General features: G+C 71.8%; 10 protein-coding genes and 1 pseudogene. 7 read left to right on the top strand and 4 right to left on the bottom strand.

The annotated features are described in order from the left end of the window. Nucleotides 1-93 precede the first annotated feature (93 nt). The 4 genes from ACFYM0_RS30315 to ACFYM0_RS30300 all read left to right on the top strand — a co-directional run bounded on the left by ACFYM0_RS30315 (nt 94) and on the right by ACFYM0_RS30300 (nt 8,218). Entirely contained in the window at nt 94-1,908 is a 1,815-nt protein-coding gene (locus tag ACFYM0_RS30315; protein ID WP_388506849.1) for a glycoside hydrolase family 3 protein, read from the top strand. A 294-nt stretch (nt 1,909-2,202) separates the two neighbouring features. Next, nucleotides 2,203-2,946 carry a response regulator transcription factor gene (locus ACFYM0_RS30310; RefSeq protein ID WP_327254916.1) on the top strand — a complete coding sequence of 248 codons (744 nt, stop codon included), beginning with the start codon at nt 2,203-2,205 and terminating at the stop codon, nt 2,944-2,946. Continuing rightward, entirely contained in the window at nt 2,943-4,037 is a 1,095-nt protein-coding gene (locus ACFYM0_RS30305; RefSeq protein ID WP_388506846.1) for an ATP-binding protein, read from the top strand. Before ACFYM0_RS30310 ends, ACFYM0_RS30305 begins: the two co-directional genes overlap by 4 nt. A 257-nt stretch (nt 4,038-4,294) precedes the next feature. Beyond that, the gene (locus ACFYM0_RS30300; protein ID WP_388506844.1) at nt 4,295-8,218 is read left to right on the top strand and encodes a multifunctional oxoglutarate decarboxylase/oxoglutarate dehydrogenase thiamine pyrophosphate-binding subunit/dihydrolipoyllysine-residue succinyltransferase subunit; all 3,924 of its coding nucleotides are present in this window, start codon (nt 4,295-4,297) and stop codon (nt 8,216-8,218) included. Nucleotides 8,219-8,427: 209 nt separating this feature from the next. Here the strand turns inward: ACFYM0_RS30300 and ACFYM0_RS30295 are convergent, their stop codons facing one another. After that, complete coding sequence (locus ACFYM0_RS30295) at nt 8,428-9,654, bottom strand: aKG-HExxH-type peptide beta-hydroxylase (RefSeq protein WP_388506842.1); 1,227 nt, start codon at nt 9,652-9,654, stop codon at nt 8,428-8,430. 145 nt (nt 9,655-9,799) lie between these two features. On the opposite strand from ACFYM0_RS30295, the gene ACFYM0_RS30290 reads away from it, so the two are divergent. Beyond that, on the top strand, nt 9,800-9,985 hold the full coding sequence (locus ACFYM0_RS30290) for a DUF6104 family protein (RefSeq protein ID WP_007266501.1): 186 nt from the start codon (nt 9,800-9,802) through the stop codon (nt 9,983-9,985). A 139-nt stretch (nt 9,986-10,124) separates the two neighbouring features. On the opposite strand, the gene sodN is transcribed toward ACFYM0_RS30290, so the two are convergent. Next, nucleotides 10,125-10,520: a superoxide dismutase, Ni gene (sodN, locus tag ACFYM0_RS30285; RefSeq protein WP_030709803.1), complete on the bottom strand. Its 396-nt coding sequence runs from the start codon at nt 10,518-10,520 to the stop codon at nt 10,125-10,127. A 193-nt stretch (nt 10,521-10,713) separates the two neighbouring features. On the opposite strand from sodN, the gene sodX reads away from it, so the two are divergent. Beyond that, nucleotides 10,714-11,181, top strand: a complete 468-nt coding sequence (sodX, locus tag ACFYM0_RS30280; RefSeq protein WP_388506841.1) for a nickel-type superoxide dismutase maturation protease — start codon at nt 10,714-10,716, stop codon at nt 11,179-11,181. Here sodX and ACFYM0_RS30275 read toward each other — a convergent pair. After that, the gene (locus ACFYM0_RS30275) at nt 11,085-11,714 is read right to left on the bottom strand and encodes a CGNR zinc finger domain-containing protein (protein WP_388506839.1); all 630 of its coding nucleotides are present in this window, start codon (nt 11,712-11,714) and stop codon (nt 11,085-11,087) included. The genes sodX and ACFYM0_RS30275 overlap by 97 nt on opposite strands. 79 nt (nt 11,715-11,793) lie before the next feature. Between ACFYM0_RS30275 and ACFYM0_RS30270 the strand changes: the two genes are divergently transcribed. Beyond that, the gene (locus tag ACFYM0_RS30270) at nt 11,794-12,594 is read left to right on the top strand and encodes a class I SAM-dependent methyltransferase (RefSeq protein WP_388506838.1); all 801 of its coding nucleotides are present in this window, start codon (nt 11,794-11,796) and stop codon (nt 12,592-12,594) included. An 81-nt stretch (nt 12,595-12,675) separates the two neighbouring features. On the opposite strand, the pseudogene ACFYM0_RS30265 reads toward ACFYM0_RS30270, so the two are convergent. After that, nucleotides 12,676-12,783, bottom strand: a pseudogene (locus ACFYM0_RS30265) (ectoine/hydroxyectoine ABC transporter ATP-binding protein EhuA); the annotation flags it as partial.

The following is a 12,783-nucleotide window of genomic DNA, read 5'->3' as shown; positions in this document are numbered from 1 at the left end:
GCCCGCGCACCCGGCCCCGATCGGCCGCCCAGACCCGCGACCGTCTCCGTTCCCACGACCTCCCGCGCGACCGACCCCCTCAGGAGCCCCGCCATGAACGCCACGCCGAGCACCCCGGCCACCCCCACCGGCTCCACCGGCTCCACCGGCCCCACCACCCCCCTCCCCTACCGGGACGCCTCCCTCCCCGTGGACCGGCGCGTCGAGGACCTGCTCTCCCGGATGACCCTGGAGGAGAAGGCCGGCCAGCTCTTCCACTCCATGCTGATGATGAACGCGGACGGCACCCCGGTCACCGAGACCGACGGTTCGATCCTCCCGTTCGCCACCCCCGAGCTGATCGAGGGCCGCCACCTCACCCACTTCAACCTGCTCGGCAGCTACGGCGCCCGCGAGATGGCGCTGTGGCAGAACGCCGTCCAGGAGATGGCCGCCGGCACCCGCCTCGGCATCCCGGTGACCCTGTCCACCGACCCCCGGCACTCCTTCACCGACAACGTCGGCGCCTCCTTCAACGCCGGCGCCTTCTCCGCCTGGCCCGAGGCCATCGGCCTGGCCGCGATAGGCGACCCGGAGCTGGTCTTCGAGTTCGCCGACATCATGCGGCGCGAGTACCTCTCCGTCGGGTTCCGCGTCGCCCTGCACCCGCAGATCGACCTGGCCACGGAGCCGCGCTGGGCCCGCCAGTCGGGCACCTTCGGCTCGGACGCGAAGCTGACGGGCGAGCTCGTACAGGCCTACGTACGGGGCCTGCAGGGCGAGACGCTCGGCGCCGCATCGGTCTCCGCGATGGTCAAGCACTTCCCCGGCGGCGGCCCGCAGAAGGACGGCGAGGACCCGCACTTCGCGCACGGCAAGGAGCAGATCTACCCGGGCGGGATGCGCGAGCACCACCTGGAGCCCTTCAAGGCGGCCATCGCGGCCGGCTGCTCGCAGATGATGCCGTACTACGGGCAGCCCATCGGCACCGACTGGGAAGAGGTCGGCTTCGGCTTCAACAAGGGCGTCGTGACGGGCCTGCTCCGCGAGGAGCTCGGCTTCCAGGGCATCGTGTGCACCGACTGGGGCCTGCTCACCGAGTCGGTGATCTTCGGCGAGCCGCACCCGGCCCGCGCCTGGGGCCTGGAGCACCTGAGCGTGTCCGAGCGCGCGGCCCGCGCGCTGGATGCGGGATCGGACCAGTTCGGCGGCGAGCAGTGCCCCGCGGTCATCGTGGAGATGGTCCGCTCGGGCCGGGTCACCGAGGCCCGGATCGACGCGTCCGTACGCCGGCTGCTGCGCGAGAAGTTCGTCCTCGGCCTGTTCGAGAACCCGTACGTGGACCCGGACGCGGCGGCCGAGACGGTCGGCCGCGCCGACTTCGCGGCGGCCGGCGCCGCGGCCCAGCGGCGCTCCCTGACGGTGCTCACCAACACCGGGGAGACCCTGCCGGTCTCCGGCCGGCCGAAGCTGTACGTCAAGGACGTGGACGCGGACGTCGCGGCGGCGTACGGGGAACTCGTGTCCGACCCGGCCGAGGCGGACCTGGCGGTACTGCGGCTGCGCACCCCGCACGAGCCGCGCACGAACATCTTCGAGTCCTTCTTCCACTCGGGGTCGCTGGCCTTCCCCGAGGCGGAGCTCACCGAGATCCTGACCCTCCTGGACACCGTCCCGACCCTGGTCTGCATCAACCTGGAGCGGGCCGCGGTGATCCCCGAGATCGCGGAGCGGGCGGCCGCGCTGATAGCGGACTACGGGGCGTCCGACGCCGCTCTCCTGGACGTGGCCTTCGGCCGGGCCACAGCCGCGGGGCGCCTTCCCTTCGAGCTCCCGCGCTCGATGGCGGCCGTGGCCGCCTCCCGGCCCGACGTCCCGAACGACACCGCCGACCCGGTCTTCCCGCACGGCCACGGCCTGACCCTGTAGCGCTGCGGCCCTGTAGCGCTACAGGGCACAGTCCCCCACCCGCCCTTCGCCCGTTCCCCGGGCTGCGCCCGGGCCCGCATACCCCGGGCTGCGCCCGAGCCCCCATGGCCTCCGCCCCGGAACCCGCGCCTCAAACGCCGACGGGGCTGGAAAATCCAGCCCCGTCGGCGTTTGAGGTGCAGGTCCGGGGGCAGAGGCCCCGGCAACGAACCCGCGCAGCGAACCCGTCATAGCCGGAGCTCACCCGCTCCTCTACGCTGCACCCCTACCACGCGGGATCTTCAGGGGCGGGACATGGAACAGACGCACACCACGACCCACAACGGCGCCGCGGCCACCCCCGGCGCGCAGCGCCGGGTACTCGTCGTCGAGGACGACCACACCATCGCGGAGGCCATCGCGGCCCGGCTCCGCGCCGAGGGCTTCCAGGTCCAGACGGCGGCGGACGGGCCGGCGGCCGTCGCCGCGGCGGAGAGCTGGCTGCCGGAGCTGCTGGTCCTGGACGTCATGCTGCCGGGCTTCGACGGCCTGGAGGTCTGCCGCCGGGTCCAGGCGCAGCGGCCCGTTCCGGTGCTCATGCTCACCGCCCGGGACGACGAGACCGACATGCTCGTCGGCCTCGGGGTCGGCGCCGACGACTACATGACGAAGCCCTTCTCGATGCGCGAGCTGGCCGCGCGGGTCCACGTACTGCTGCGGCGGGTGGAGCGGGCCACGCTGGCCGCGCACGCCCCGCGCGGGGCCACGCTGCGGCTGGGCGATCTGGAGATCGACCACGCGCAGCGCCGGGTGCGGGTGCACTCCGAGGACGTGCACCTGACGCCGACGGAGTTCGACCTGCTGGTGTGCCTGGCGGGGACCCCGCGGGCGGTGCTCTCGCGGGAGCAGCTGCTCGCCGAGGTGTGGGACTGGGCCGACGCGTCCGGGACCCGTACGGTCGACAGCCACATCAAGGCGCTGCGCCGGAAGATCGGCGCCGAGCGGATCCGTACGGTCCACGGCGTCGGGTACGCCCTGGAGACCCCGGCGCAGCCGTGAGCGGCTACCGGCCGCCGGGTCAGCGGCCGCCCGGGGTGCTGCGGCCCTTCTCCCCGTTCTCGATCAAGACCAAGCTGGGCACGCTCGTGGTGGTGTCGGTCTTCATCACCACGGGCCTGCTGATGGTGGCCCTGCGCACGGCCACCGAGGTGCGGTTCATCACGGTGTTCTCGGTGATCGCCTCGATGCTGATCACCCAGTTCGTGGCGCACAGTCTGACGGCGCCGCTGGACGACATGACCACCGTGGCCCGTGCGATATCCCACGGGGACTACACGCGCCGGGTGCGCGGGGCGGGCCGCCGCGACGAGCTGGGCGACCTGGCCGCCACGATCAATCTGATGGCGGACGACCTGGAGGCGGTGGACCGGCACCGCAAGGAGCTCGTCGCCAACGTCTCGCACGAGCTGCGCACTCCGATCGCGGCCCTGCGCGCGGTACTGGAGAACGTGGTGGACGGGGTCTCCGCGGCCGATCCGGAGACCATGCGCACGGCCCTGAAGCAGACCGAGCGGCTCGGCCGGCTGGTGGAGACCCTGCTGGACCTCTCCCGCGTCGACAACGGGGTGGTGCCGCTGCGGGCCCGCCGCTTCGAGGTGTGGCCGTACCTGTCGGGGGTGCTGAAGGAGTCGGGCCTGGCGGCGGCCGGCCGGCCGGGGCTGTCCTCCGGCTCGGGCGGGCACACCCGCAACGACGTCCACCTCCACCTGGACGTGTCCCCGCCGGACCTGACGGCGTACGCGGACGCCGAGCGGCTGCACCAGGTGGTGGCGAACCTGATCGACAACGCGGTCAAGCACAGCCCCCCGCACGGCCGGGTCACGGTCCACGCCCGGGCGGGCGACGCGCCCGGGAGTCTGGAGCTGGAGGTTCGGGACGAAGGTCCCGGAATTCCGGAGGCGGAGCGCCACCGGGTCTTCGAGCGGTTCAACCGGGGCAGCGCGAGGGGCGGCGACGGGGGCACGGGCCTGGGCCTGGCCATCGCCCGGTGGGCGGTCGGCCTGCACGGGGGGCACATAGGAGTGGCCGAATCATCGCGGGGGTGCCGGATCCTCGTCACGCTTCCGGGCAGCTCGCAGGCGCCGAGTTGACGTAGGGTTCGAGTGGGAAGGACATGATCTCGGCCACACGCGCCGGGGTCCGTCAGGGGTGCGAAGCCAGGGGGCCGCAACCGCGGTGCCTCCTGCCCGAACCACGCTTGTTTCCCGCCATTCCAGGTGGTGAAACCCGCCGTTCGATGTGACCTACATGACGTATGTCCCGCCCGGTCTGCATCTCACGGCCCAGGAGGCGTAGCCTTTATTCCCGCTGTCCATACCTTGTGAAGCGGAAGAGGGCGGTTGCCGCCGTGTCGCCACAGTCCCCCAGTAACTCGAGCACCACGACCGAAGCAGGAGCAGGCGGGAAGAACCCCGCCCCGGGCTTCGGCGCGAATGAGTGGCTCGTCGACGAGATCTATCAGCAGTACCTCCAGGACCCGAACTCGGTCGACCGGGCCTGGTGGGACTTCTTCGCCGACTACAAGCCGGGTGGCGCTGTCGCTCCGGTGAAGGCGGATAAGCCCACGGACCGGCCCGCACCCCCCGCCGCGACGACGACGGACGGCGCCTCCGCACAGGCCGCCGCCCCCGTCACCGCCACGGCTCCGCAGGCTTCCGACGCCGCCGCCACGGGGGCGGTCACGCCGGCCACCCCCGGCGCCGCGCCCACGACGCCCGTGTCAGCACCTGCCCCTGTACCTGCCACCCCCTCTGGTGCCCCTGCTGTGACTGTCACCTCCCAGGCCCCGGCCGCCGCCGCACCGGCTGCCCCCGCCTCCCCGGCTCCGGCCGCCACCCCCTCCGTAGCCCCCCAGAAGGCCGCGCCCGCCACCGAGGCCCCTGCCGGCCCCGAACTGGTGACGCTCCGCGGCCCGGCGGCTGCCGTGGTCAAGAACATGAACGCCTCCCTCGAAGTGCCGACGGCCACGTCCGTCCGCGCCGTCCCGGTGAAGCTGCTGTTCGACAACCGCATCGTCATCAACAACCACCTGAAGCGCGCCCGGGGCGGGAAGATCTCCTTCACCCACCTCATCGGCTACGCGATGGTGCAGGCCATCAAGGCCATGCCGTCGATGAACTACTCCTTCGCGGAGAAGGACGGCAAGCCGACCCTGGTCAAGCCGGAGCACATCAACTTCGGTCTCGCGATCGACCTGGTGAAGCCCAACGGCGACCGCCAGCTCGTCGTCGCCGGCATCAAGAAGGCCGAGACCCTCAACTTCTTCGAGTTCTGGCAGGCCTACGAGGACATCGTCCGCCGGGCCCGCATCGGCAAGCTGACGATGGACGACTTCACCGGGGTGACGGTCTCCCTCACCAACCCCGGCGGCCTGGGCACCGTCCACTCCGTGCCCCGCCTGATGCCCGGACAGTCGGTCATCATGGGCGTCGGCTCCATGGACTACCCCGCAGAGTTCCAGGGCACCTCGCAGGACACCCTGAACAAGCTGGGCATCTCCAAGGTCATGACCCTGACCTCGACCTACGACCACCGGGTCATCCAGGGCGCGGCCTCCGGCGAGTTCCTGCGCATCGTCGCGAACATGCTGCTCGGCGAGAGCGGCTTCTACGACGACGTCTTCGAGGCGCTGCGCATCCCGTACGAGCCGGTCCGCTGGCTCCGGGACATCGACGCCTCGCACGACGACGACGTCACGAAGGCCGCCCGCGTCTTCGAGCTGATCCACTCCTACCGGGTCCGCGGCCACGTCATGGCCGACACCGACCCGCTGGAGTACAAGCAGCGCAAGCACCCCGACCTCGACATCACCGAGCACGGCCTCACCCTGTGGGACCTGGAGCGCGAGTTCGCGGTCGGCGGCTTCTCCGGCAAGTCGATGATGAAGCTCCGCGACATCCTCGGCGTGCTGCGCGACTCGTACTGCCGCACCACCGGCGTCGAGTTCATGCACATCCAGGACCCGAAGCAGCGCCGCTGGATCCAGGACCGCATCGAGCGCCCGCACTCCAAGCCGGAGCGCGAGGAGCAGCTGCGCATCCTGCGCCGGCTGAATGCCGCGGAGGCCTTCGAGACCTTCCTGCAGACGAAGTACGTCGGCCAGAAGCGCTTCTCCCTGGAGGGCGGCGAGTCCGTCATCCCGCTGCTCGACGCCGTCATCGACTCGGCCGCCGAGGCCCGCCTCGAAGAGGTCGCGATCGGCATGGCCCACCGCGGCCGCCTGAACGTGCTCGCGAACATCGTCGGCAAGTCGTACGCGCAGATCTTCCGCGAGTTCGAGGGCAACCTCGACCCGAAGTCCATGCACGGCTCCGGCGACGTCAAGTACCACCTGGGCGCCAACGGCACCTTCACGGGCCTGGACGGGGAGCAGATCAAGGTCTCGCTCGTCGCCAACCCCTCGCACCTGGAGGCGGTGGACCCGGTCCTGGAGGGCGTTGTCCGCGCCAAGCAGGACATCATCAACAAGGGCGGCACGGACTTCACGGTCCTGCCCGTGGCCCTGCACGGCGACGCGGCCTTCGCGGGCCAGGGTGTGGTCGCCGAGACGCTGAACATGTCGCAGCTGCGCGGCTACCGCACCGGCGGCACCGTGCACGTGGTCATCAACAACCAGGTCGGCTTCACCGCCGCCCCGGAGTCCTCGCGTTCCTCGATGTACGCGACCGACGTGGCCCGCATGATCGAGGCTCCGATCTTCCACGTGAACGGCGACGACCCGGAGGCCGTGGTCCGCATCGCGCGGCTGGCCTTCGAGTTCCGTCAGGCGTTCAACAAGGACGTGGTCATCGACCTCATCTGCTACCGCCGCCGCGGTCACAACGAGTCGGACAACCCGGCGTTCACGCAGCCGCTGATGTACGACCTGATCGACAAGAAGCGCTCGGTGCGCAAGCTCTACACCGAGTCCCTCATCGGTCGCGGCGACATCACCCTGGAAGAGGCGGAGCAGGCGCTCCAGGACTTCCAGGGCCAGCTGGAGAAGGTCTTCGCGGAGGTCCGCGAGGCCGCCACGCAGCCCGCGCTCGCCCCGGTGGCGCCCGCACAGGTCGCGCAGGAGTTCCCGGTCTTCGTGAACACCGCGATCTCCCAGGAGGTCGTCAAGCGGATCGCCGAGGCCCAGGTCAACATCCCGGACACGGTCACCGTCCACCCGCGTCTGCTGCCGCAGCTGCAGCGCCGCGCGGCGATGATCGACGACGGCACCATCGACTGGGGCATGGGCGAGACCCTGGCCTTCGGCTCGCTGCTGATGGAGGGCACCCCGGTCCGGCTGTCCGGCCAGGACTCCCGCCGCGGCACCTTCGGCCAGCGCCACGCGGTCCTCATCGACCGGGAGACCGGCGAGGACTACACCCCGCTGCTCTACCTCGCGGACGACCAGGCCCGCTACAACGTCTACGACTCGCTGCTCTCCGAGTACGCGGCCATGGGCTTCGAGTACGGCTACTCGCTGGCCCGCCCGGACGCGCTGGTCCTCTGGGAGGCCCAGTTCGGCGACTTCGTCAACGGCGCGCAGACCGTCGTCGACGAGTTCATCTCCTCGGCCGAGCAGAAGTGGGGCCAGACGTCCGGCGTCACGCTCCTCCTCCCGCACGGGTACGAGGGCCAGGGCCCGGACCACTCCTCCGCCCGCCCGGAGCGCTTCCTGCAGATGTGCGCGCAGGACAACATGACGGTCGCGATGCCGACGCTCCCGTCGAACTACTTCCACCTCCTGCGGTGGCAGGTCCACAACCCGCACCACAAGCCGCTCATCGTCTTCACCCCGAAGTCGATGCTGCGTCTGAAGGCGGCGGCGTCGAAGGCCGAGGAGTTCACGACCGGGGCGTTCCGTCCGGTGATCGGCGACACGCGGATCTCCTCCGGAGCCGGTGACCCGAACGAGATCCGCAAGGTCGTCTTCTGCGCGGGCAAGGTCTACTACGACCTGGAGGCCGAGCGCGAGAAGCGCGGCATCACCGACACGGCGATCATCCGCATCGAGCGCCTCTACCCCCTGCCGGGTGCCGAACTCCAGGCGGAGATCGCCAAGTTCCCGAACGCGGCGAAGTACATCTGGGCCCAGGAGGAGCCGGCGAACCAGGGCGCGTGGCCCTTCATCGCGCTCAACCTGATCGACCACCTCGACCTGGCGGTCGGGGCGGACGTCCCGGCCGGCGAGCGCCTGCGCCGCATCTCCCGCCCGCACGGCTCGTCCCCGGCGGTCGGCTCGGCCAAGCGCCACCAGGCGGAGCAGCAGCTCCTCCTGAACGAGGTCTTCGAGGCCTAGGCACTGCGCTTGCTCGAACGGTGGAAGGCCCGGCCCCCTTCGGGGAGCCGGGCCTTCCGGCATGCCCAACCAATTCCAGCCCGTCCGGCAATTCCAGCCCCTCCGGCAGATCCAGCCCGTCCGGCGTTTGAGGACCGGGGTCTGGGGCGGAGCCCCAGGGAACGGTGGAAGGGCGGGTAGGGGACGGCCCCGCGCAGCGGCCTCCCCGGTCAGCCGACCGCGTACGGGGCCAGGTTCGGGTGCGCCGCACACCAGTCCGCCCGGTCCCGCTCCACCACCCCGCGGGCGACCGCGTACCGCGTCCCCGGCGCCGGGACCCCGTCCATGCCCCGCTCCGCCGCGACCATCGCCCCGACGAACACCCGCCCGCCTGCGGTGAGTTCCGGGCAGGCGTCCAGAACGGGCAGCACCGCCGCCACCTGCGCCCGCACCCGCGCGTGCTGCGCCCAGGCCCCCCTGGCCCCGTAGAGCGCCGCGCGCTGCCAGTAGCCCGCCAGTCCGAGATGCGCGTACGCGCCCCGCAGGAGCCCCTCCAGCGGCCGCGGATCGGCCCGCCAGGGCGCCCAGTACCGTGCGGAGCCGTCGGCGGTGTGCAGCGGGACCGCCTCCGCGAGGGCCGCCAGCTTCCCGTGCTGCACCTCGTACACGAGGGTCGCGGCCAGCGCGGGCGGCGGCTGCGCCCGTGCCAGGACGGATCCCGCCGCCGCGGGCAGGGTCCCGCCGTAGGACCGGGAGCTGCCGGACAGCGGGACCACGCAGCGCAGCAGCTGCCCGGTCTCCTCCGCGCGGGCGGTGTCGTAGCGCCGCAGCAGCGTGAGGGCTCCGGACCACTGGGTGTCCCAGCGCTTGTGCCCCTTGGGGGTGAGCCGGCGGGCGGCGGGCACCGTCCCCGGGGCGCGGTACGGGTCGAGGTCGTCGAGGGCGGTCCGCCCGTCCGGCAGCGCGTGCAGGGACAGCGCCTCCGGACTGCCGGGATCCCAGGAGCCCTCGCTCAGGGCGAGCGGACCCGGCCGGTCCGGGCGCAGCAGCCCGAGGGTGGGCAGGACGAGGCGTCCGTGCGCGGGCCGCAGCGTGATCTTGAAGCCGATCCCGGCGCGCAGCGCCGCCGCGGTGGCGAGCGCCCCGAGGTGTCCGAGGTCGGCGGGCGGCCCGTGCCGTGTGCGCAGCCTGCGCAGCGTCTCCTCGGCCCACACCCCGATGGCCGGATAGTGCACCACCTCGGCCACCGCACCGGGGTCGCGGCGCCCGGCCTCCTCCAGCAGGGCCCAGCGCTCGGCCGCCTCTCCGGTACGGGCGCCGGGCAGGGCCGCGAGCTCCCGCAGCAGCCGCAGCCGCCGGGCCCGCCGTACGCCGCACACCAGCGCGGTCCCTTCGGCGGACGGCTCGGTGGAACCGAGTGCCCGCAGCACGCCGTCGCTCGGCTCGGGGTGATCCATGCATACCTCCCGCCGCGGACCCTCCATCCCTGCCCTGAAGAGGGGCTCCGCGAACGGCGGAAAGCGGTCAGGTCCGGCCGCGGCGGGCGGGCGGATTATCCTGACGGGACACACCCGAACACCCGACCACCGCACGGAGCCCGACTTGTACTTCACCGATCGCGGCATCGAGGAGCTGGAGAAGCGGCGCGGCGAGGAGGAGGTCACCTTCGAGTGGCTCGCCGAGCAGCTGCGCACCTTCGTCGACCTGAACCCGGACTTCGAGGTCCCGGTGGAACGCCTCGCCACCTGGCTGGCCCGCCTGGACGACGAGGACGAGGACGACGAGTAGGTCGCTCACGTCTCCGCGCACGCTCCGCACGCGCGGGCCGCGCAGGCCGCACGGCATGACGAAGGGGCCCGACCGCAGTGCGGTCGGGCCCCTTCGTCATCGTCCCGCGGGACAAGGCCGATCGGACTGGAAAGTCCGATCAGGCGGCCTTGGTCTCCCAGAAGATGCGGTCGATCTCGGCGATGAGCTCCAGCGCCTTGGCGCCGGTCGCCGGGTCGTTCGACGCCTTGGCGGCCGAGAGGGCCTTCAGGGTGTCGTTGACCAGGGTGTGCAGCTGCGGGTACTTCTCGAAGTGCGGCGGCTTGAAGTAGTCGCTCCACAGCACCGAAACGTGGTGCTTCGCGAGCTCGGCGCGCTGCTCCTTGATGGTGATGGCGCGCGCGCGGAAGTCGGCGTCGTCGTTGGCCTGGTACTTCTCCTGCACGGCCTTGACGGACTCGGCCTCGATGCGGGCCTGGGCAGGGTCGTACACGCCGCACGGAAGATCGCAGTGGGCGGAGACCTTCGCCTTGGGGGCGAAGAGGCGGGAAAGCATGGAGTTTGTCCTCCTCGTGATCGTCTTCTCAAGGGGGAGATTACTCCGTGAGAAAGACGATTTCGCGGCCGCCCCCTTGGGGTTGGGACAAAAGTCCATGCGTGCGCCCGGGCCGGTGACCGAATGTACGGAAGAGTGCGGCAGCATGCGGGGTGGCACGAAGAGTCGAAGAGCGCGGTCAAGGAGGTCTCGGATGGCGGGGAGCACGCGCTCGCGCGGCCGGACGCGGGAGTGGGAATCGCCGTTGAAGCGGATCGGCACCGTGGAGGTGACGGGCCCCTCGATGGCGCCGACCCTGGAGAACGGGGACCAGGTGCTGGTCCGCTACGGGGCACCCGTGCGGCCGGGCCACGTGGTGGTGCTGCGCCACCCGTTCCAGCAGGACCTGCTGGTCGTCAAGCGGGCGGTGGAGCGGCGCCCGGGCGGCTGGTGGGTGCTGGGCGACAACCCGTACAACGCGACGGGCGACAGCACGGATTACGGGGCGGTCCCCGACGAGCTCGTGCTGGCGACCGCGGTGGTCCGCTTCCGGCCGCGCCCCCGGCCGGAGCACGCGGGGGAGGATCAGCGTTCGCTGAGGGCGTGGCTCTCCTGGGCTTCCTCGGCGCTGCGCCCGCTGTGGGCGGACTCCTCGGCCTCCAGGCGCTTGCGGGCGCGGTAGGCGGCGACGTTGGCGCGGGTGGCGCAGCGGTCGGAGCAGTAGCGCCGGGAGCGGTTGGTGGAGGTGTCGAGGTAGGCGTTGCGGCAGGGCGCGGCCTGGCACAGGCCGAGCCGGTCCGGGCCGTGCTCGGTGAGGTGGAAGGCCAGCCCGAAGCACGCGATCGCGGCGTAGCCGGCGGAGGCGTTGGAGGGGTGGTCGGCCAGGTGGATGTGCCAGTTCGGGCCGCCGTCCTCCTTGAGGGTCTCGTGCCCGGAGACCTGCGGGCTGACCGGGAACTCCATGAGCAGGGAGTTCAGCAGGTCGACGGCGAGGACGTGGTCCCCGCCGTCGGCGGCCTCGAAGACGGTGCGCAGCCGGCCGCGGACGTTGCGGAAGCGGGTGACGTCACCGTCCGTGACCCGGCGGGCCATCTGCACGCTGACGCCGAAGAGGGCGCGGACGGCGTCCACGGAAGTCAGCGAGTCCTTGTTGCGGGCCGGCTCCTCGGTGTTGACCAGGCGCACGGCATAGTCCGAGTAATGGGCCAGTTCCACTTGTAGTCCTTACGGCTGCGGATTAGGGTCTCCGGTAACGGCTGAGACATGTTCGAGGGTATTACGCGTGGAGGATTTCGTGGCGGATACGGCAGGCTCTGATACGGCACGCTCCGGTACGGCGGCCCCGCCCGACAGCCAGGACTGGCAGGCCTGGCAGGACAGCTGGGACCGGCAGCAGGAGTGGTACATGCCGGACCGCGAGGAGCGGTTCCGGGTGATGCTGGACATGGTGGAGGCGCTGGTCGGCACCGCCCCCCGGGTGCTCGATCTCGCGTGCGGTACGGGAAGTATCACGGACCGCGTCCTCAAGCGGTTCCCGCGATCCACCAGTACGGGAGTCGATCTCGACCCCGCGCTGTTGACGATCGCCCGGGGCCACTTCGCGGGCGACCCCCGCGTCACCTTCGTGACCGCCGACCTCAAGGACCCCGACTGGCGCGCGGCGCTCCCCCACGCCTCCTACGACGCGGTCCTGACCGCCACCGCCCTGCACTGGCTGCCCGGCACGGACCTCGCCGTGCTCTACGGGCAGCTCCCGACGCTGCTGCGCCCCGGCGGGGTGTTCATGAACGCCGACCACATGCCCGACCCCGCCACCCCGCGGATCAACGCCGCCGAGCGCGCCCACCGGCACGGCGGCATGGACCGGGCGAGGGCGGCCGGGGCGCTGGACTGGCGCGAGTGGTGGGAGCTCGCGGCCCGCGACCCGGCGCTCGCCGAGCCGACGAAGGCCCGCTTCGAGATCTACGGGGAGCACGCCGACGGCGACACCCCGCCGGAGTCCTGGCACGCGGCCACGCTGCGCGCCGCCGGCTTCGCGGAGGCCCGTACGGTCTGGCGCTCGCCCTCCGACGGGCTGGTGCTGGCCCTGAAGTAGGCCGGGGCCCGCGCGGGCCGGTCATGCGTGAGGGGCGGTACGGGAATCCGTACCGCCCCTCACGCATGGAACGCCGCCGTCCTACAGGACCTTCGAGAGGAAGGCCTTGGTGCGGTCGTGCTGCGGGTTGCCCAGGACCTCGCGGGGGTGGCCGGATTCGACCACGACGCCGCCGTCCATGAAGACGAG

The organism is Streptomyces sp. NPDC006487, assembly GCF_042870555.1.
Classification (GTDB): domain Bacteria; phylum Actinomycetota; class Actinomycetes; order Streptomycetales; family Streptomycetaceae; genus Streptomyces.
The sequence above is the reverse complement of the archived record's forward strand: the minus strand, read 5'-3'. Positions and strand labels throughout refer to the sequence as shown.

Bases quoted from the DNA above. Each gene is read 5' to 3' on its own strand.
- ACFYM0_RS30310 (WP_327254916.1), top strand. From the start codon at position 2,203: ATGGAACAGACGCACACCACGACCCACAACGGCGCCGCGGCCACCCCC.
- sodN (WP_030709803.1), bottom strand. From the start codon at position 10,520: ATGCTTTCCCGCCTCTTCGCCCCCAAGGCGAAGGTCTCCGCCCACTGC.
- ACFYM0_RS30295 (WP_388506842.1), bottom strand. From the start codon at position 9,654: ATGGATCACCCCGAGCCGAGCGACGGCGTGCTGCGGGCACTCGGTTCC.
- ACFYM0_RS30315 (WP_388506849.1), top strand. From the start codon at position 94: ATGAACGCCACGCCGAGCACCCCGGCCACCCCCACCGGCTCCACCGGC.
- sodX (WP_388506841.1), top strand. From the start codon at position 10,714: ATGGCGGGGAGCACGCGCTCGCGCGGCCGGACGCGGGAGTGGGAATCG.